13 protein-coding genes and 1 pseudogene are annotated in these 21,508 nt (G+C 46.1%); 5 read left to right on the top strand and 9 right to left on the bottom strand.

The window, feature by feature from the left end; all coding sequences use genetic code 11:
• Nucleotides 1-12 precede the first annotated feature (12 nt).
• From HFV01_RS24005 to HFV01_RS23990, 4 genes and pseudogenes are all read left to right on the top strand, one after another.
• Nucleotides 13-636, top strand: a pseudogene (locus HFV01_RS24005) (group II intron maturase-specific domain-containing protein); the annotation flags it as partial.
• A gap of 338 nt (nt 637-974) precedes the next feature.
• Complete coding sequence (locus tag HFV01_RS24000) at nt 975-1,199, top strand: hypothetical protein (RefSeq protein WP_008056859.1); 225 nt, start codon at nt 975-977, stop codon at nt 1,197-1,199.
• Nucleotides 1,200-1,418: 219 nt separating this feature from the next.
• Nucleotides 1,419-2,078, top strand: coding sequence for a hypothetical protein (locus tag HFV01_RS23995; protein WP_006667966.1), 660 nt, complete (start codon nt 1,419-1,421; stop codon nt 2,076-2,078).
• Between the two features lie 277 nt (nt 2,079-2,355).
• Entirely contained in the window at nt 2,356-4,119 is a 1,764-nt protein-coding gene (locus HFV01_RS23990) for a hemolysin family protein (protein ID WP_006621754.1), read from the top strand.
• Between the two features lie 3 nt (nt 4,120-4,122).
• Here the strand turns inward: HFV01_RS23990 and HFV01_RS23985 are convergent, their stop codons facing one another.
• Nucleotides 4,123-5,457, bottom strand: a complete 1,335-nt coding sequence (locus HFV01_RS23985) for a methylglyoxal synthase (RefSeq protein WP_006667965.1) — start codon at nt 5,455-5,457, stop codon at nt 4,123-4,125.
• Between the two features lie 143 nt (nt 5,458-5,600).
• On the opposite strand from HFV01_RS23985, the gene HFV01_RS23980 reads away from it, so the two are divergent.
• The gene (locus HFV01_RS23980) at nt 5,601-8,003 is read left to right on the top strand and encodes a heavy metal translocating P-type ATPase (protein ID WP_006667964.1); all 2,403 of its coding nucleotides are present in this window, start codon (nt 5,601-5,603) and stop codon (nt 8,001-8,003) included.
• A 4-nt stretch (nt 8,004-8,007) separates the two neighbouring features.
• On the opposite strand, the gene HFV01_RS23975 is transcribed toward HFV01_RS23980, so the two are convergent.
• The 8 genes from HFV01_RS23975 to HFV01_RS23940 form a co-directional block, all read right to left on the bottom strand.
• Nucleotides 8,008-8,565, bottom strand: a complete 558-nt coding sequence (locus HFV01_RS23975) for a Uma2 family endonuclease (protein WP_193520447.1) — start codon at nt 8,563-8,565, stop codon at nt 8,008-8,010.
• A 2,406-nt stretch (nt 8,566-10,971) separates the two neighbouring features.
• Nucleotides 10,972-13,269 (bottom strand): HEAT repeat domain-containing protein, encoded by a 2,298-nt coding sequence (locus tag HFV01_RS23970; RefSeq protein ID WP_318285914.1) that lies wholly within the window; start codon nt 13,267-13,269, stop codon nt 10,972-10,974.
• Nucleotides 13,266-13,574, bottom strand: a complete 309-nt coding sequence (locus HFV01_RS23965) for a nucleotidyltransferase family protein (protein WP_193520446.1) — start codon at nt 13,572-13,574, stop codon at nt 13,266-13,268. Before HFV01_RS23965 ends, HFV01_RS23970 begins: the two co-directional genes overlap by 4 nt.
• Nucleotides 13,575-13,615: 41 nt before the next feature.
• Nucleotides 13,616-14,800, bottom strand: a complete 1,185-nt coding sequence (locus HFV01_RS23960) for a CoxE (protein ID WP_193520445.1) — start codon at nt 14,798-14,800, stop codon at nt 13,616-13,618.
• Nucleotides 14,790-15,767 (bottom strand): AAA family ATPase, encoded by a 978-nt coding sequence (locus tag HFV01_RS23955; RefSeq protein WP_193520444.1) that lies wholly within the window; start codon nt 15,765-15,767, stop codon nt 14,790-14,792. The genes HFV01_RS23960 and HFV01_RS23955 overlap by 11 nt, the downstream gene beginning before the upstream one ends.
• Nucleotides 15,752-17,644, bottom strand: coding sequence for a hypothetical protein (locus tag HFV01_RS23950; protein ID WP_193520443.1), 1,893 nt, complete (start codon nt 17,642-17,644; stop codon nt 15,752-15,754). Before HFV01_RS23950 ends, HFV01_RS23955 begins: the two co-directional genes overlap by 16 nt.
• A gap of 121 nt (nt 17,645-17,765) precedes the next feature.
• Nucleotides 17,766-19,574, bottom strand: a complete 1,809-nt coding sequence (gene hflX / locus HFV01_RS23945; RefSeq protein WP_008056837.1) for a GTPase HflX — start codon at nt 19,572-19,574, stop codon at nt 17,766-17,768.
• 34 nt (nt 19,575-19,608) lie between these two features.
• Entirely contained in the window at nt 19,609-21,438 is a 1,830-nt protein-coding gene (locus HFV01_RS23940; RefSeq protein WP_008056836.1) for an iron uptake porin, read from the bottom strand.
• Between the last annotated feature and the right edge of the window lie 70 nt (nt 21,439-21,508).

Genomic DNA, 21,508 nt, shown 5'->3' with positions numbered 1-21,508 from the left:
GTCCTGTACTGAGTTAAACAACATAAAACAGCACCTCAATCAGCCCTGATTAGTAAACTAAACCCGATTATTCGTGGATGGTCAAATTACTACTCAGGGGTCGTCTCAATGGAGACTTTCAGTAAGCTAGACAATATAATCTGGCAAATGTTGCGGGCATGGACAATCTCAAGATGCGGAAAGGCAAGCTATGAAAAGCTAGGAAACTACTTTCATAAAGGAACGGTTAAACTTAGCCATGGGAAAGAAAGACAGGAATCCTGGTTATTCAAGACTAAGGACGGACTTCAACTATGGAAACATAATTGGACACAGATTGTTAGACACACCCTAATACGCCCTGACGCAACACCATATGACGGAAATTGGACTTACTGGGCAACCAGGAAAGGACAAGCAATCGACACGCCAAATAGAGTAGCAAAGCTACTCAAAAAGCAAAAAGGCAGGTGTTCTTGGTGTGGGCAATATTTTGCACCATCGGATTTAGTTGAAGTAGACCACATTATACCTCGAAACCACGGTGGAAAGGACGAATATAAAAACCTTCAGCTATTACACCGCCACTGTCATGATGATAAAACGGCATTTGACAACGCCAACGCTGTATCCTTAACAATGGAACAATCAGACTAGGAGCCGTGTGAAGGGAAACTTTCATGCACGGTTCTGAATGGGAGGGGATGAAGGTGACTTCACTCTCGACCCCTAATCTTACAATCAAACCGTGACCTGTTAGCATTTCCCGTCCATTACAGCCGGGCGTTGGCTTCTGGTCACATCTCACATCCTCTAGGACTTGCGCTTACATTTGTCACTACTAACTACCTCGACCAGATAGTTAGAGTCCGGGAGGACTTAAAACGTTCCGTTTATACGGGCATTCCATCGTTAGATTTGTCCTTTCCACCGGGGTACTTTTAAAGGTCTGTGTAGGTAGTAATGGTAACCTCCTACTTTTTCTCCTTACTCTTTTGATCGCAGCGTGTCAACCTATTTCGCTACTCTGTATTTACGATGGTTCAAGCCGGACATTCGGTTTCCCTAATCATGGATGGTTGGCAGTGGTCTCGATTCCGGTGTTGGGTTACACCTCGGAGCCTTCCGTTCCCCGCTTCAATCCTGGGGTTATGATTCCCAAAACTGGGGGTGGCTTTCGCCGTTACTCTCTACTCCCTGATTTCTCAGTTGGTTTATGACCTTGAGTTCCCTGCCTTGCTATAATAGTTATCTACCATAGCGTCGGGACATATAAACAGTTATGAGGATGGTCAGGAGTGCGCTCCTTATATCCAACCGAGGGGTTGGAGTCCCCACCAGGCGGTTATTTTGGGTATTACAACCCTATTTCATGCCTGAACGTCTCGCACATAGTATATATAGTATCACAGGAGATCAGCTTGAATTCAACAGTAATCATGACAATTGTACTGCTGGTTATGATGTTTGGAGCGGGTATCTTCAGTTCTTCGACAGGATATAAACTCGGTCGTGATGCACTCAAGGAAATCACTCAGCCAGACGTGCGACCCAGCAACATTAGCGATCGCATTAATAACTCATCTTCCCGTCAAGAGGGAGTAAAACTCCTCAGAGAAGAAGATATTATCGCTCAAGTCAAAAAACGCATAGCAGCCGGGGGTGTTGATCCGGATACCCCACCTCCTCAACCCCAAACCCAGGAGAAACCCAAAGAAGAGGATCAGGCGCGATCGGAAACCACTAACCAAGTTACATTTCCTATTGTTAGCAGTGATGGGGGTGTCACTATGGAAATCACCTCCACCCAACGCCGCAGCAATTCTTTACAGCTAAATGTCAATCTCAAAAACGAAAGTGATCAATCAGTGCGGTTTCTTTATAGTTTCCTGAATGTAACTGATGACCAGGGACGTGCTTTAAGTGCTAGTGTAGATTCTCTACCTGGTCAACTACCACCAGGGACTCAAACTTATACTGGAACTATTGCTATCTCTACGGCTTTGCTAGATAATGTTCAGGAACTGGCTATCAGTTTAACGGACTATCCAGAACAAAATTTGCAATTACAAATGTCGGGTATTCCTGTGGCACAATAACAATGAACAATGAGCAATGAACAATGAACAATGAACAATGAACAATGAACAATGAACAATTAATAATTAATAATGAACAATTAATAATTGTTATGCTTCCGATAAGCACATCCGATAAACACAACAATAAGCATGAAATATAGTGATAGTTTCTCCAGCATCATATCCCTAAATCCCTCACCCAGGGGGAGAGATGGACGAGTGAAAGCCTATGGCATGATTCCCCCAAAAGCTGTAATTAATAATTATTAATTGTTAATTATTAATTATTAATTGTATGGATACAAGTTCCTTGGGTGATTTATCAGGATTAACGCTGACGGCTCAGGATATTTTTGGGCGATTATTATCGGTGTTTTTGCTGATTGCTGTTAATGCCTTTTTTGTGACGGCTGAATTTTCGATGGTGTCGGTAAGGCGATCGCGAATTAGCCAGTTAGTGGATGAAGGAGATTTACCTGCTATCACGGTTCAGCAATTACAAAGACGCATAGATTTATTGCTGTCTACTACCCAATTTGGGATTACGCTGTCGAGTCTGGCTTTGGGTTGGATTGGTGAATCAACTATGGCGGTGGTGATTCGCCAGATACTTAATCAAATTCCTTTATACCAATTCCAAGGGTGGCTGGCTCATTCCCTGTCTATTTCCATTGTCACCTTTTTTATGCTGGCTTATCTGCAAATTGTGCTGGGGGAATTAGTCCCCAAATCTCTGGCGCTATTATATCCTGAACAGATAGCCAGAATGTGGGCCCCTTATTCTTTGGCGATCGCTCGAATTTTTAAGCCATTTGTCTGGTGTTTAAATCAGTCTACCCGGCTGTTATTGCGTCTGTTGGGAATTAACTACACCGGACAACCTTACACCCGCGTAACCCCAGAAGAATTGCAGCTAATTATCACTACATCTAGTGAATCCATGGGTTTAGAAGCTGAGGAAAGACAGCTACTTAATAATGTGTTTGAATTTGGGGATGTACTCACTGAAGAGGTGATGATTCCTCGCACCAGTATTGTCTCGCTTCCTCATACCGCCACCTTTCAAAACCTCCTAGAAGAAATGGCAGTTTCTAACCATTCTCGTTACCCTATTACGGGGGAATCCTTAGATGATATTTTGGGGATTTTAGACTTTCGGGATTTAGCCAAACCTTTAGCGGAAAGACAGCTTGATGAGGAGACACCTATTTTAACCTGGGTTCGCGCGGCTCGGTTTGTTTCTGAGCAAATGTTACTCAGTGAATTATTACCCCTAATACAGCGATCGCAACAGGAAATGGCTATTGTGGTAGATGAGTTTGGCGGTACAGCCGGACTGGTAACCATTGACGATTTAATCTCCGAAATTATTGGGGATGGTTCGGAATTAGCCGAAGGGGAAGATGGGGATATTAAGTTTGTCGATGACCAGACTTTTTTAGTCCAGGCTCAGTTGGATGTTGAGGAAGTTAACGAACTGTTAAATTTGGATTTACCCTTAAATGAAGAGTATCAAACTTTGGGGGGTTTTCTCACCTATCAACTGCAAAAAATCCCCGCCGTTGGGGAAGTCTTGACCTACCACAACCTAGAATTTAAGGTGGTGTTAGTCGAGGGTCCCCGTTTGGAACAAATCCAAATCTCTCAGTTGCGACCTAAAACTACATCAGATGCTGAACTGACTATTGCGGAACTTTTGGAGTCGCCAGACTCTCAGGATAGGGAAGCCGATAGTTTAACGGCTATGGATGAAATCACCCCCCCACCCGATAATGATACCCCCAAAATATCGGATAATTCCCCATCAGAAAAAAGCGAGGTTGATTATACCATTGCGGAACTGTTGGAGTCGGGAGACTCTGAGGATAGGGAAGCCGATGAGGATAGGGAAGCCGATAGTTTAACGGCTATGGATGAAATCACCCCCCCACCCGATAATGATACCCCCAAAATATCCGATAATTCCCCCTTAGAAAATAGCCAGGTTGATGATGCGATCGCAGAACTTTGGGAGTCTTCGGACTCTGAGGATACAGAAGGAGAGGAGAGGGGGAGGTAACTGTTAACTCTCAGCCTTTTCTGAGGTTTCAGTGTTCTGGTCACTGGTTTGCGGAATAACGGACGGTGCGAGAATCTTTAACCCGTTGGGAATACATTGAATTTCTATGGGTGTAGTCCCGATAATTTCACCATCTAGGACAACTTTTTGAGGGGGTTCAGTTTTCACCTTAACGTTAGTGGCGCGTAACCCAATCATGTGATCGCGCTGGGTTCCGGTTTTCAGCAAAGCCGACCCAAACAATTCTACCATACCAGCGATCGCCCTAACTTTAGTAAATTTCTGATTTTCGTTTTGATTAGCAGCAAAAATCAACACCTCTAACTTCCCATCATTAGGGATAACCTCTCCCAAACCTTGAGCTAAAATTGAGGTAGCCGGAGCCGCATTAGCAATAGTGACAGCACCAGAACGAACTCGGCTGATAGTTCCATCAATCTCGATTTCCGTATCAAAAAGGACTTGCTCATCGAGTTGTTGTAATCCCGCCATTATATAAGCCAGAGCGCCCCAACGCTGCTTAGTTTCCCGATCAGCTTTATCAATGGTTTCGGCTTCATAACCAATTCCAGCCAATAGAATCATAGGGCGCGCGTTACAGGTAGCAATGTCAACTGTGCGAATTAACCCAGCGATAATATTATTACAAGCGCCGCGAATATTCCCAGGAATTCCCATAGCCATACAAAAAGCATTAGCCGTCCCGCGCGGAATGATACCCAGAGGGATATCTGTTCCCATCACCGCACCAGCGACCGCCGAGACGGTTCCATCCCCTCCAGAAGCAATAACGATATCCACCCCGGATTCAACGGCTTCCTGAGCCAACTGTTCGGCGCTAATGGTAGGAGTTGTGAAGGATACCTTGAGATATATATGGGGTTCTAACAATTGTCGAATCAAAACCAAGTCCTGTTGGGAGTTCCCCGTCCCGGAAACCGGGTTAAAAATTAAACAAGCCGACCGACTACGGGTGAGACCGCTTAACATAGCCCTAGCAGTAGCGCGGTTGGTGGCTAGGGGTACATTTTGCAGGTTACAAGCGCGAATCAATACTTGAATTTCGGGGGAGGATAAGTTAAAACCAGGATCGAGGAAGAAAATTACAGCGGCGATTTCTGTTTCCTGTAGGATGCGATAGGCTAGTTCAATATCTCCTCCGTGATGGAGAGATGATAACACCTGCACCTCTACTCCCGTTCCCTGTAGGAGATATTGGGCGGTCCTTTCTGGGGCGATTAGTTCGTAGAAGGACAAAGCCACAGTATTCTCTTCTACAAAGCTGACCAGTTCCTCTCGTTGGCTATCATGGGCGATTAGGGCGATGGTTGTAGACATGGGGGATTATAGTTGACAGTTAAAAGTAGACAGTCAACAATTATCAATTATTTGGGGATAAGTTTCACCAATTCCCGTGATGGTTTCGGGCTGTTTCTCCCCCAAAAACTCAAAATTAGCTGATATCTAGGGTATCCATATCTATGCAATTAAATCCCCAAACTACATCAGAGCAGCAGTTAACCTCGACTACCCTACCCACACAGACGATTATTTTGGATGTTGGGGGAATGAAATGCGCTGGTTGTGTGATGGCGGTAGAACGTCAACTAAACCAGCAGCAGGGGGTGATTGCTGTTCGGGTTAACTTAGCCACGGAAGTGGCGACGGTTGAATGTGAACCCGGTACAGTCGATCCACAAAAACTGGCCGATATTTTAACAGAAACGGGGTTTAATAGTCAACTGCGTTATGGGTCTGCGGCTCACCAAAAGCTGACTTTTGAGGAACGTCACCGCCAAGAAATGCGCGACCAAATTGGGCGGGTGATTATTTGTGGGGTGCTGATTTTTCTGTCGGGAATAGGTCACTTTCATCATATAGCTTGGGGAGGGCTTCCCCTAGTGAGTAGTATTTGGTTTCACTGGGGGTTAGCCACTTTGGCTTTACTATTCCCAGGCCGATCGCTTATAGTGGATGGCGTGCGTAGTCTGGCGCGAAATGCTCCTAATATGAATACCCTCGTGGGATTGGGGACTATTAGCGCCTATACTGCGAGTTTGGTGGCTCTGTTATTTCCTCGGTTGGGTTGGGAGTGTTTCTTTGATGAACCTGTGATGCTGTTGGGGTTTATTTTGCTGGGAAAAACCCTGGAACAACAAGCAAGAATTAGGGCGGCTAGGGCTTTTGAGGCTTTGTGGGGTTTGCAACCGACAACGGCTCAGGTGATTCTCTCGACACAACTACCTGAACTAACTCAGGAAAATTCGGCGATCGCCTGGTCATCTCCGACGGTGGAGGTTCCGGCGGAACAGGTGCGGGTGGGGGATTTGGTTAAGGTTTTTCCGGGTGAGAAAATCCCCGTTGATGGTAGGGTGATTATGGGGAGTAGTACGGTTGATGAGTCGATGCTCACGGGAGAGTCTTTCCCAGTGACTAAACAACGGGATTTAATGGTTTTTGCGGGAACTTTAAACCAGTCGGGAGGGCTGATAATTGCGGCAACTCGCACGGGAGAAGAAACTACTGTTGCCCAAATTATCAGTTTAGTAGAAACGGCTCAAACTCGCAAAGCACCGATTCAATTTTTGGCGGATAAGGTGGCGGGATATTTTACTTATCTGGTCATGGGTTTGGCGACGCTGACTCTCATTTTTTGGTACACAATTGGCACTAAAATTTGGCCGGAGGTGATGACCTCGGGAGGGGTGAATTTGGCGGTTGATGCACCTTTGCTATTGAGTCTCAAATTGGCGATCGCTGTTTTGGTGATTGCTTGTCCCTGTGCTTTGGGACTGGCTACCCCTACGGCTATTTTAGTGGGTTCTGCGATCGGTGCGGAACGAGGTATATTGATTAAAGGTGGTGATATCCTAGAGAGGGTTCACCAACTCCACACTGTGGTTTTTGATAAGACGGGAACTTTGACGACGGCTTCTCCCCAGGTGACTACCTGCGTTAGTTTGTCTCACGGCTTTAGTGAGGACCGGATTTTGCAATTGGCCGCGGCGGTGGAACAGGGAACCCATCACCCTATCGCTACCGCCATCTGTAGAGCCTTAGAAGGGCGTAACCTGCCTATTATAGATGCCGAAGGTTTTGTGACTCAGACGGGGCTGGGTGCGGCTGCTATGGTCGATGGAGAGAGAGTTTGGGTGGGTAGTGCAGAAGGTTTGAGCGGCTGTGGGGTGATTTTGTCGGAGTCGGTGTTATCGATAATTCCACCAGGAGAAACGGTGGTATATGTGACTGTGGGTGATGAGTTGGTGGGGGTGATTGGTATTTGCGATCGCCTCAAGTCTGATGCTAAAATGACGGTGGAACGGCTCCAGAAAATGGGGTTAAATGTAGTTCTACTCACAGGCGATCGCTTTTCGGTAGCCGAGGCGATCGCTTCGGAGCTACAATTGTCTGAGGGGTCGGTGCTGGCAGAAGTGCGACCGGAAGATAAGGCTAAGGCGATCGCTGCTTACCAACAGCAAGGACACCGGGTAGCCATGGTGGGGGATGGCATTAATGATGCTCCGGCTTTAGCTCAGGCTGATGTAGCGATCGCTTTGGGAACCGGAACTGATGTGGCGATCGAAACTGCTGATATTGTACTCATGGGAGACGCACTCGGTGACGTAGTGGAGTCTATTCGGTTGAGTCAACAAACATTCAACAAAATTCGCCAAAATCTGTTCTGGGCTTTTGCTTATAATACCATCGGTTTACCCATGGCGGCGGGTGTCCTGCTACCAGGTTTTGGTATAGTTTTCAGTCCCTCGGTAGCAGCGGCATTTATGGCTTTTAGTTCCGTGAGTGTAGTCACCAATTCCCTACTATTACGTCGCCAATTCACCCCCGCCGATTTTCCCCCATCAATAAAATCCCAGCCGGAATAGCTGGTTATATAACCGCTGAAATTATCGCCTCCACGGGAATAGTAATATCAGGAAAAGCCACGGGGGAAACCTCTCCATAAGTGAGGGTAATTTTAGAACCATATTCCCGTCGTCTCGGTTCCCGGTGAATAATCAACTCTCCCGTTTGTAAATTCACCAGCCAATATTCTGGAATACCAGCCTCAGCATAGATATGATATTTCACTGTTTTATCTTTCAGTAGGCTGCTGTCCGCATATTCAATCACCCAGAAAATATTTTCGGGGTAGGGGTGATGATTGAGATATTCCCGACCCAAAGGTGCAACAATAGCGATATCTGGTTCGGGTTCGGAGTTATTGGGGAGAGTAATGGGTTTGGCTGGACTGACTAAAGCGCGATCGGCTAAAATACGAGTAAGATAAGATCCAGCCGCGCGACTAAAAAAGGCATGAGATTCACCTTCTGGGGGCATTTCGACAATTTCTCCGGCTAGGAATTCTACGGGACGACCCACCAGCAACCCGGTTTTAATCATGTGATGATAATCGTCTAAACTCCATTTGATGGTTGACAGTACCATATTTTTTCCCCTAACCCAAATAGGAATTTTATTGATGGGCTATATCTCAAAGCGTGACCGACCACACTCTCCCATGATAACATAATTTTACCCCTGGGGTGAAACCGGCTTAATTTACAGGTGAGGATTTCCGGGGTCGATTTCTCTTAAAGTGGCGATCGCTCTGCTACTGGGAAAAGAAATGGGAAAAGAAACCGGGTTTCTAAAAGTCTCAACAAGCCACCGGGTTTCGGAATTCCGGTGAAGGGTGAAAGCGGCTTGATTTACAGGTGAGGATTTCCGGGGTCGATTTTTCTTAAAGTGGCGATCGCTCTGCTACTGGGAAAAGAAACCCGGTTTCTTAGAGAAACCGGGTTTCTAAAAGTCTCAACAAGCCACCGGGTTTCGGAAGTCCGGTGAAGGGTGAAAGCGGCTTGATTTACAGGTGAGGATTTCCGGGGTCGATTTTTCTTAAAGTGGCGATCGCTCTGCTACTGGGAAAAGAAACCCGGTTTCTGGGAGATACCGGGTTTCTAAGAGTCTCAACAAGCCACCGAGTTTCGGAAGTCCGGTGAAGGGTGAAAGCGGCTTGATTTACAGGTGAGGATTTCCGGGGTCGATTTTTCTTAAAGTGGCGATCGCTCTGCTACTGGGAAAAGAAACCCGGTTTCTGGGAGAAACCGGGTTTCTAAGAGTCTCAACAAGCCACCGAGTTTCGGAAGTCCGGTGAAGGGTGAAAGCGGCTTGATTTACAGATGAGGATTTCCGGGGTCGATTTTTCTTAAAGTGGCGATCGCTCTGCTACTGGGAAAAGAAACCCGGTTTCTTAGAGAAACCGGGTTTCTAAGAATCTCAACAAGCCACCGGGTTTCGGAAGTCCGGAGGTGAAGGCGGAGCTTGATTACAGATGAGGATTTCCGGTGTCGATTTTTCTTAAAGTGGCGATCGCTCTGCTACTGGGAAAAGAAACCCGGTTTCTTAGAGAAACCGGGTTTCTAAAAGTCTCAACAAGCCACCGGGTTTCGGAAGTCCGGTGAAGGGTGAAAGCGGCTTGATTTACAGATGAGGATTTCCGGGGTCGATTTTTCTTAAAGTGGCGATCGCTCTGCTACTGGGAAAAGAAACCCGGTTTCTTAGAGAAACCGGGTTTCTAAAAGTCTCAACAAGCCACCGGGTTTCGGAAGTCCGGTGAAGGGTGAAAGCGGCTTGATTTACAGATGAGGATTTCCGGGGTCGATTTTTCTTAAAGTGGCGATCGCTCTGCTACTGGGAAAAGAAACCCGGTTTCTGGGAGAAACCGGGTTTCTAAGAGTCTCAACAAGCCACCGGGTTTCGGAAGTCCGGTGAAGGGTGAAAGCGGCTTGATTTACAGGTGAGGATTTCCGGGGTCGATTTTTCTTAAAGTGGCGATCGCCCTGCTACTGGGAAAAGAAATGGGAAAAGAAACCGGGTTTCTAAAAGTCTCAACAAGCCACCGGGTTTCGGAAGTCCGGTGAAGGGTGAAAGCGGCTTGATTTACAGGTGAGGATTTCCGGGGTCGATTTTTCTTAAAGTGGCGATCGCTCTGCTACTGGGAAAAGAAATGGGAAAAGAAACCGGGTTTCTAAGAGTCTCAACAAGCCACCGAGTTTCGGAAGTACGGTGAAGGGTGAAAGCGGCTTGATTTACAGATGAGGATTTCCGGGGTCGATTTTTCTTAAAGTGGCGATCGCTCTGCTACTGGGAAAAGAAACCCGGTTTCTTAGAGAAACCGGGTTTCTAAAAGTCTCAACAAGCCACCGGGTTTCGGAAGTCCGGTGAAGGGTGAAAGCGGCTTGATTTACAGGTGAGGATTTCCGGGGTCGATTTTTCTTAAAGTGGCGATCGCCCTGCTACTGGGAAAAGAAATGGGAAAAGAAACCGGGTTTCTAAAAGTCTCAACAAGCCACCGGGTTTCGGAATTCCGGTGAAGGGTGAAAGCGGCTTGATTTACAGGTGAGGATTTCCGGGGTCGATTTTTCTTAAAGTGGCGATCGCTCTGCTACTGGGAAAAGAAATGGGAAAAGAAACCGGGTTTCTAAGAGTCTCAACAAGCCACCGGGTTTCGGAAGTCCGGTGAAGGGTGAAAGCGGCTTGATTTACAGGTGAGGATTTCCGGGGTCGATTTTTCTTAAAGTGGCGATCGCTCTGCTACTGGGAAAAGAAACCCGGTTTCTTAGAGAAACCGGGTTTCTAAAAGTCTCAACAAGCCACCGGGTTTCGGAAGTCCGGTGAAGGGTGAAAGCGGCTTGATTTACAGGTGAGGATTTCCGGGGTCGATTTTTCTTAAAGTGGCGATCGCCCTGCTACTGGGAAAAGAAACCCGGTTTCTTAGAGAAACCGGGTTTCTAAGAGTCTCAACAAGCCACCGGGTTTCGGAAGTCCGGTGAAGGGTGAAAGCGACTTGATTTACAGATGAGGATTTCCGGGGTCGATTTTTCTTAAAGTGGCGATCGCCTGCCTACGGGTATATTCATGCTGAGTATTTTGAATAACTTGAACCAACCCAGTAATAACTTGAGGATTTCCGGGGTCGATTTTTGCTAAACTCTTAGCCGCCAGCATACGGTTATATTCATCCTGAGTATTTTCAATAACTTTAACTAACCCGGCGATCGCTTGAGGATTTCCGGGGTCTATTTTCCCTAAACTCTCAGCCGCCTGACCACGGGTATTTTCAGACTGAGTATTTTGAATAACTTGAACCAACGCGGCGATCGCTTCAGGATTTCCGGGGTCTATTTTCCCTAAACTTTCAGCCGCCTGACTACGGGTATATTCAGACTGAGTGTTTTGAATAACTTGAACCAACGCGGCGATCGCTTCAGGATTTCCGGGGTCTATTTTCCCTAAACTTTCAGCCGCCTGACCACGGGTATTTTCAGACTGAGTATTTTGAATAACTTGAACCAACGCGGCGATCGCTTCAGGATTTCCGGGGTCTATTTTCCCTAAACTTTCAGCCGCCTGACTACGGGTATATTCAGACTGAGTGTTTTGAATAACTTGAACCAACCCAGCGATCGCTTCAGGATTTCCGACACCGATTTCCCCTAAACGTGCGATCGCCTGACTACGGGTATATTCATCCTGAGTATTTTCAATAACTTTAACTAACCCGGCGATCGCTTGAGGATTTCCGGGGTCTATTTTCCCTAAACTCTCAGCCGCCTTCCTACGGGTATCTTCATCCTGAGTATTTTGAATAACTTGAACCAACCCGGCGATCGCTTCAGGATTTCCGACACCGATTTCCCCTAAACGTGCGATCGCCTGCCTACGGGTACGTTCATACTGAGTATTTTGAATAACTTGAACCAACCCGGCGATCGCTTCAGGATTTCCGGGGTCGATTTTCCATAAACCCTCAGCCGCCTCCCTACGGGTCTTTTCATCCTGAGTATTTTGAATAACTTGAACCAACGCGGCGATCGCTTGAGGATTTCCGACACCGATTTTTTCTAAACTTGCGATCGCCTTCCTACGGGTATCTTCATCCTGAGTATTTTCAATAACTTGAACCAACGCGGCGATCGCTTGAGGATTTCCGACACCGATTTTTTCTAAACTTTTCTCTAAACTCTCAGCCGCCCGCCAACGGTTATCTTGATCCTGAGTATTTTGAATCACTTGAACCAACGTGGCAATAGCTTGAGGATTTCCGGGATCGATTTTTCTTAAACTCTCAGCCGCCCGCTTACGGATATATTCATTCTGAGTATTTTCAATAACTTGAACTAACCCGGCAATAACTTGATAATTTCCTGGGTCAATTTTCTCTAAACTATTAGCAGCCCGACTACGGATATATTCATTCTGAGTATTTTCAATAACTTGAACTAACGTGGCGATCGCTTCAGGATTTCCGACACCGATTTCCCCTAAACTCTCAATCGCCTCCCTACGGGTATTTTCATCCTGAGTATTTTCAATAACTCCAAGCAACTTAGCGATTTCTTCATCCTCAACCGTCTTAATAACAGGTAACAACTCGCGGGGAATCGGAATCTTAATCTTGTCACTCACAGAAACTACCCCGCCCTCATGCGGTAACTGGGCGATCCCTGCCTTTGCTTCTTCAAACTTCTTGCGTCGATAATGCCCCATTGCCCTGGCAAAAATTAGCAGGCGGTCAAACTCTGTAATCGGTTGATGAATCATCTCCGTCAGCGTCGAAAGTCGCATCAAATCCCTAGGATTTTCTTGATATGCCCGCCGGAAAGCCGCCGCCAATAACTCCACTGATTTCTGAGGTTTGGCATAAGCCCAAGCCGCCCAACTTTGCGACTCGGCAAACTCCCGGTCATAACTATCTTGACTGTTTAAATCTTTCTGCACATACTGCAATAAAAAACACGCCACTTCCTTCAGGCGTTGCCCTGTAAATCGAGGATTAGCTTTCAACTGGTCTAACAATTCTTGGCGGACTGTCGCATCCATTTCATACAATTCATGCCCCACCTCATCACACAAACTGGAGAGAATTAAATCCGAAACCGCAATCCAAGGAATCTCGATAAATTCCCCCTGAATATCCCGCCGAAAATTCGCCAAAATCTGATACAGCAAATCGGGAGTTATCGCCAACGGTAACGCGGCATGATAAGCAAACAAAAGGTGAGGCTCCCCAAACCTTTTCTGAAAAGCATTAATCCGACGTTTAGCCGCTTCTAGTTCCATGATATGCCGTCCATTTTCATCATTCAATGATTGCCCAAATCTGACAAACTAATCGCCTGATTGATAATCCGTTCTCTCAAATAATCCCGTAAACCTTTAACCGTCGTGACATCAACTTTTCGGTTTAACAAGTCCTCTAAATCTTGGATTAAGGCAATTCTATCCAATAAACTGCAATTACTGTTCATTTCCACCAAGAAATCAATATCACTATCCTCCTGTTCTTCCCCCCTCGCCACCGACCCAAATATCCGCACATTGAACGCCCCATGCTGTTGTGCAACCGCTAAAATTTCATCTCGTCTTTGTTGTAATTCATCTTTGAGTTTCATACAATAATACCCTTGACAATTAGATGAAAAAATGCTAGGATTTATGACTGACTCACTGGATTTCCCCGTAACACCTTAACGGCATTTTGTAACCCAAGGCGATCGCATTCCAACATCGGGATTAACTTAGCGATTTCCCCAGCCGTGGACCTTGCCCACCGTTCTCTCGGCACAGGATTCACCCAAACCAGATAACGTAAGTGTTGCTGACACTGCCGCAGGAATCTCTCAGTCAATTGTAACCTATCTTCACTATATCCCCCCCGTGCCGCGCCAGCATCGCTAAAAATGAGCATACAAGCGCGATTGGCAGATAATCCGCTCAACATATCCTCCACCCTCACCGCCTCAGAATATCCCGGCTTCCCATAAACATAATCCACCGGACAATTATGGAAATAATAAACCCGCGATGCACCCAACTTTCCCCCCCGCGTCGCAGTGTCTTTCAGTCTATCCCCCAAAGGATGAAAAGCCACCATTGAACCATCAATATCCAACAGCAAAACCAACTCAACCAGATTCCTGCGTCGGGGGACTAACACGGGTTCCAAGAAAAACCCATCCCGGATAATTTTTTCTATGGTTGCCGTCACATCTAATTCAACCAATGGCCCCTCGCGAATCGGAAGCCGTAAATAACGCCAAGTTTGTTTCATTTCCCTTTTGGTTAACGGCAAATAATCCGAAGATAAAAAAAACTGTTCACTGGTTATGGTTTTCAGTAACTGTACCTCATCATCCATTTCTACCGCCACCTCTGGCAACATAAATTCAGATTCATCAGGTTCTGATTTTTCAGCTTCCGAAGATGGCTGAGTTGGTGGCTGTGGGGGTTCGTCACGGCGTGGTTCAGGCGGGGGTAATTTATCCGGTGATACCCTCTCATCATTTGGAGGTAATGTGGGTGTCGTTTTTACCTGTTTTACCTGCGGCTGTGTAGTAGGAATCGCTGGTTTGGCGGGAGTAGGTTTCTCGACTGTGACCAATGGATTCTCAAGGGGTTGAGACATCACCTCCTCAAAATAAGAATTGAAAATTTTTTCATCTTCAACCGACTTCACCCACAAAGTTTTACAGAGTCTTTTTAACGCCGCTTCATCCTCAATGCCAAACCCTTTCATCAAGGCTTCTAACAGCAGTTCATATTCATCAATCCCCAACACAAAACCCGCTTGACGCAGCTTGTCAAATAACTCTCGCAGGGGTAAATCATTAACTTTCATCCTTCCCCCTAGATTTGCTTAAATAAAGTCGGTGGTCATCCCAAGTTTTCAGTAAAACCCCTAAATAGGGAAGTGGACCCTGTAACTTTTTCAGCACCTCATCATGAGGATATTTACGCAGGACCTCAAACCAATCAATCAACTCACTGGTACTGATATTTTTACCTCTTTCTCCTTTTTCCTCCCGCAAAAATTCCCGCAACTCCTGGAACTTATCCACCGCTGCTTCAATCAACTCATTTTCATTTTCAGGAATCGTTGATTTATCTTGTGTAACCCCAAAAACCCGAGCCATAATAATCTCAATTAACCGTTCTTTTTTGGGAAACTCAATATAATGAAATAAACAGCGCCTTAAAAAAGCATCGGGTAAATCTCGTTCCTGATTACTGGTAATAAAGATAATCGGAGAATGTCTAGCCGTCTTTTCCTTTTTCGTTTCGGGTATAGAGAAGCGTTTTTCGTCTAACTCCAATAATAAATCATTGGGGAAATCAATATCCGCCTTGTCAATTTCATCAATCAATAAAACGGTAGGTTTATCGCTGAGAAAAGCCTCCCCAAGTTTACCCAATTCTACATAGGTTTTAGGGTCTTTAACCCGCCGTTTTTCTTGCGGGTCAGTAATTTGACCTAACCCCAGTAATTGAGAGTCCCGCAGTCTGGCTAAGTTATTATAGGTATAGAGGCCATCTTGTGCGCGACTGGTGGATTTAATCGTCCAGCAGAGATAGGGTAATTCCAACTCATAGGCGACAGCTTGGGCTAATTTAGTTTTACCACAACCGGGTTCACCTTGCAGCAGCAAAGGACGCTGTAAAGTAATGGCTAAATTAACGGCTTCCACAAGTTCATCACTGGGTAAATAGGGATAAACTCGCTGTCCATTCTCCTTATGGTCTTTAGGAGGATGCTTTTTTCCGGTATAGCGTAAGTTTTCTGTGGGTGTTGTTAATATTTCATCCATGTTGATACATAGTCCTCCAATTCAATTTTACAGAGAGAGCAGATTTTTTTCAAGATATCTTTATGAAGTCCATTTTGACTGTCTCCAATAATCTCACCAACTAAATTATCAGTATATTCGAGTAGTTTTTCAGCGCCACAAAATGACTCTAGCCAAATTGATAATTGTCGGCGTGTTATGGGTTGTATATCCATCAATTTAATCAGAGCGTGGGGAATTAAATCTGAGGTCGGTTCTTGAGTATAAGCAATATTCCAATGATTGGTACATCCATCTTCATCTAGCAAGAATAAAAGTAAACTGTAGTTTTCATGAGTTGTCCCTCTCTGACGAGCCAACTGGGCTAATGGTTGCCAAAACTCTTGCAAAAATTCCTCAAGATCAGATTCTTCAACCTTGTCAGGATTTGTAAAAATTAAAATCAGCGTTTGAGATTGCCATAATTCCAAAATTTTTTGATGAATGTCTGTAACTGAACTGGTTTCTACCATTTTCAATTCACGACTAATTGCTTTTAAAAAATTGTCTAAGGAGTAAGCATAACTCCGGGAAACAAAACTGATTTTTGCTACAAAATTAACATAATTACTATCAGATGCGTTGCGGTTGGTAGATGTCTTGCCGTTGGGAACATGGCGAATCAAACGATTGAGCAACCAACGGGGTGCAGTTTCACGCGAACCGTGAACTAAACAAGCTCCGATTTGATGATTGTCCACAAACTCTTTAAATAAATTCGCCTGTTTATCATAATCTAAATTCAGCAATGCTTTAAGTAGTTTCTCCTCGGTAGTTTCCCTAGGGTGAGGTTGATTAAGGCTTTGAATATCCTGCCGTACCTTACTAAGTTCATCCAACATACGCTTCGTAAATTCATCCTGCATAGATGCCAGAGATTCTTTGATTTCTGTAGTATCTTGTCGGATAACTGTTGTATCTTCTTTAATCTCAACCAGTGATTCTCGGATTGTTTGCAGGTTTTTGTTAATGTTGGTCTCAAGAAGTCCGAATTCATGGCAAAGTTGCTCAAACCCGGTTTGCATCCGGTCAGAAATATCGATAAATAATTCCTGGATCTCCTGTTCGGTTCCGTTTAACTGCTGTTCTATCTGTTCGATTTTTGCCAAGGAAATTAGGGCAATTTCACCCTGTTTATCCAACTCTTGACTAATGCCAGTAATCAGTTGAATCATTAACCCAGCAAAGGCTTTCCCATCTGCCTTAAAGTCCTGTTTTAATGCTTCTCGTAAGACTCGCGGAAATTCTTTATGCAGTAATTCTGCTACATATTGGCGCACATAACCCGGCAAATCAACGCCTTTGTCTGAGTCTACCGCCTTTAAATCTAATTTGGCTAAAATATCCCGCCACTCTTCAACGGTCAAAATTTCCGCTTGGGTTAACCCTTCTTCTGTGGGGGTAAGAATTAAGGGGATTTCTCCCTCGGTTAACTGTTTATATTTAGATTGATCAAATTCAAAACGCGCCAATTTTACCCATTTTTCGGTAGCTTGGGCGGCTATCATTTTCAGATGTTTAGAATAGCGTTGATTATAATCTTTGAAATTGCGGTTATTATACTGTTCGGCAGCCAAATGAATAATTTGCGCGATCGCCTTTCCACAAACGCGAATTAAATCCTCATTCTCTAGCCTAACGTAATCAGAACCTCTGCTTCGGTCAAAGTTATCAATTGCATTAGCCGTATTACCCGCCGTCACACCGCTAATCATTTCGCCCACTTTGGTCAATATGTCTTGACCTTTCTCAGTCGATAAAAAACCGACCGGGATAGCCAACTCCGGTAATAAGACGGAAGCCCCAACATAAATTCCGCTACAAATCGCTACACGACGAAGCGATCGCCCAATGGTCATAAGTAACTACTGATTAGGAAGTATTCCGATGATACCACAATTGGGAAAAGACACTGGGAAAAGAAACCCGGTTTCTGGGAGAAACCGGGTTTCTGGGAGATACCGGGTTTCTGGAAGTCTCTTATTGATTAGCGATCGCATAATCAATTAACTGTGCAATGCGGCGGCGGAGAGTTTCCAAACCGAGGGCATTAGCAGCCGAAATAAATACAGCTTGGGGGTATTCTTCTTGGGCAAAACGGAGAGTTTCCCCATCCACAGAATCGATTTTATTAAAAGCCAATAAAGCCGGACCGGGAGTAATCGGCATTTGAGTTAAAATCTCCATCACGGATTGAATTTGTGCCTGCCACGCTGGGTGAGATAAATCTACCAAATGCAGCAGGGCATCAGCATCAGTCACCTCCTCTAAAGTAGCGCGAAAAGCATCAATTAAAGCTGGGGGTAATTCATGAATAAACCCCACCGTATCAGTAATTACAATATTTTGGGGTTCTTCCGTAATCGCATCGGGGATAGTTAGGCGGCGGCTAGTGGGGTCGAGAGTAGCAAATAATTGGTCAGCGGCGTAAATTTCCGAAGCGGTGAGAACATTAAGCAAAGTAGACTTACCCGCATTCGTATAACCCACAATAGCCAATGTAGGAACCTCCTGGCGTTGGCGACGTTGGCGGAGACGGGCGCGATGGGCCTGTAGTTGGTTAACCTCCTGCTGAAGGCGGGCGATGCGCCGCTGAATGGCCCGTCTTTCGGTTTCTAGTTTAGTTTCCCCAGGTCCACGAGTACCAATACCGCCACCTAACCGAGACATAGCCTGACCCCTTCCGGTGAGACGCGGTAGACTGTATTCTAGCTGCGCGAGTTCAACCTGTAATTTTCCCGCCCCAGACTGGGCGCGTTGGGCGAAAATATCTAGGATAACTTCCGTGCGATCGACTACTCGGACTCCAATGCGGGTTTCCAAATTACGGACTTGCGCCGGAGATAAACTGCGATCGAAAACAATTAAGGTCGCCCCCAGAGTTTGCGCCGCCAGGGCAATTTCCTGGGTTTTTCCCTCTCCGACTACCGTTTGGGGATGGGGACGCGATCGCTTTTGGCGAAGAGTTTGCAGGACAATACCCCCCGCAGTATCCACCAGGCGGGCTAATTCGGCTAACCCTTCTTCAAATCTCTGGGTGGAAATTTTGTCAGTTTGTACCCCCACCAATAGCACCCTATCTTGGTCAGAGTTGACATCAAGGGCGACAAATTCCCGCTGAAATTCGGCTTCTAGTCCATCTACCAAATCCAGGAAATCTTGGTTAGAGAGAACATCAAGACTCATGGGGGATGAAACATAATAGGGTACTGGAGCCAGAGGACTATCAAGTTGGGTCTGGTTTTCCCCTTCCCCTTGGGGTAACAAATGGGCGAGATAGGCTTCTTTCACATAACCTGTCCCACCCCCCCCACGACGTTCAAACCCGCTTCCGGTCAGGGTCAAAATCGCCAAAACATCTAACCGTTGCATAGCCATGGCGGTTAAGACTGACTCCCTAGGTACATCAGATTTTAACTGGGTGGCTATACACCGAATACCACTGAGGCGACCATTACCATAGCGGGGCAATTCTAGGGCAGGAATGCGGGTCTGACTGACCGTGCCTACTCCCACCCTAATCACCTGCCCACGACGGTTTATATAGGCGCAGACTGGCTCTTTGATGTCTGTACTTACCCCGGCGAGTCGCTGGGCAAATTCTGAAGTAGTAATGCGATCGCCTGGTAGTTTTTGATGGTACAGGCGTTGCAGTTGTTTAAGCTGACTCGGTTTGAGACCTTGCAGGTTTCCGTGTATGGTTTCGATAGGCGCTCCTTTTGGTTGCTTAACATTTCCCCAAAATATAACAAAAAAATGAGTTTTGAGAACCGATATGGGGTCGCTCAAAACTCAATCTGCTAATATCTGAATGGAACTGGGGTTAGAACTGGAATGTAGTTCTCAGGGTTCCTACGAAAATGGTGGCATTGCGATCGTTATGACCGGGATTGGTGATGAAGTATCCTCCGGGAGTAATGGAAATATACTCGCTGAAGGGGAAGTGATAGAAGGCTTCAATGTGCAGTGAAGTATCACTATTTTCTAGGCTTGGTCTGTCATGGGAGGTCACTTTAGGAGGCATTCCCACAATTAATGCGCCTGTGTCGCCTTCTCGCAGTAAATCGGGGAAACCAAGAGTTACCGCCCAGTTGAGAATGGTCGCGCTATCACTGCCATTATTCTGTTGGTTAGCCCAGGTAGCACCGAACCAACCTCCTAATTGGAAGCTGTTAGCCAGCCGCCAATTGAATTGGAAACCTAGGTTATCACTGGTGGTCGCATTATCACCAAAGGGGCGATCGGCAATCCAGCTACCAGTCCCGCCAGCTACCTCTACACCGCCGTTAGTGAAATACTTGCGGGCATATTCTACCGCAAATCCCAGTTTTTCCGTCGGTTCAAACACAAACTGAGCCGATGCTGTATTACTACCGTTGAATAAGCCATTCCCAGCAGTAGCATCCGATGCGTTACCAGCTAAATAACTCAGATTCAATCGGTAACGGTCTCGATCGCCAAAGGCGAAGTTAGCCCCTACCCCGGCTCCTTCTGGACCCCGGAAAATGGCAGGGTTGCGCTGACCAAACATGGAAATTGAGCCTGTACCTTCACTATTAAAGGGGGTCAGAATTTCCATGGTGTCATCTAAATCGAGGCTGTTAGCACCGATAAAGATTTGCGCCCTGCCATTGAAAGCTGGGAAACGATAGTATAAATCATCTAGCTCTACTCCGTTGGAAGTCCCATCAAAGGGAGTCCGAGACATCAGGCTATTGGTTAGGTCGAAGTCGCTCAGGTTGGGATTGTCGTAAACCTGTAAACGGGTTTTTAACAGATCCTGTCCGGTGAAGCTAGTATCGAAGTCTAAGCGAACTCGATAGCCAAGATAGGTTTGGGTCGGGTCACTATTGCGGCGGCTAAAGGGACCTCCTGCCACGTTATGTCTAGCGCGATCGCCAAAGCTATCACCCGGCCAAAAGATGACTTCCCCATGCAGCCTGGTAGTGGTGGAGAATTGGTTAGCTTCCAATTCCGCAGTACGAGCTTCTAACACGGTTACCCGTCCGCGAATGCTGGCTAGTTCCGCCGCGAACTCTTCCATCAGTCGCTGCATTTTCGCCAGGTCTTCCCGAGTCACTAGGTCGGCTGTGGCGGCGTTAATTAATTCGTTAACCCTTTCTAAACAGGCGTTAACCCCCGCCGCAAATTCAAAACGGGTTAAGGCACGGTTTCCTCGGAATGTCCCATCTGGATAACCTGCAATACAACCATAGCGCTCAACTAAAGACTGGAGTGCTTGGAATGCCCAATCTGTAGGCTGTACGTCGGACAACTGAGAAACGGAAGTCACCTGAGACTGTCTCCGGCTTTGTCCTTCTCTACCGTATTGATTGAGCTGATTTAGCGTATTCCCATCGGAACTGGGAGCATCTAGGTCAGCGAGGGGAATTTCTGTGCCACGGTCCGCGACTGAGTTACCTTGGGAAAATACACCGCCAGCATGGGGGTTAACCGGAACTTGAGCTAGTTGCTGGGGTAACTCGGCTGTGACATCCTCAATAGATGCGATCGTGATAGCGTTGTTTGTCGTTAATTCTGTTTCTCCTGTCTCAGTAGCCGAAATTTCCGCCACCGCAGGTAGAGAGGCTAATAGACTAGCTCCCAATACTGCTGGACTGAGCAGCCAAAGATTTAATGATCGTTTCGACACTCTCTCTCTCCTCACACGGATAACTTGGTTGATAAGGTTTCGCAACGAGGAGATCAAAACCTCCCCTCGC

Source organism: Limnospira fusiformis SAG 85.79, assembly GCF_012516315.1.
Lineage (GTDB): Bacteria > Cyanobacteriota > Cyanobacteriia > Cyanobacteriales > Microcoleaceae > Limnospira > Limnospira fusiformis.
This window is presented reverse-complemented; position numbering and strand designations above follow the sequence as displayed.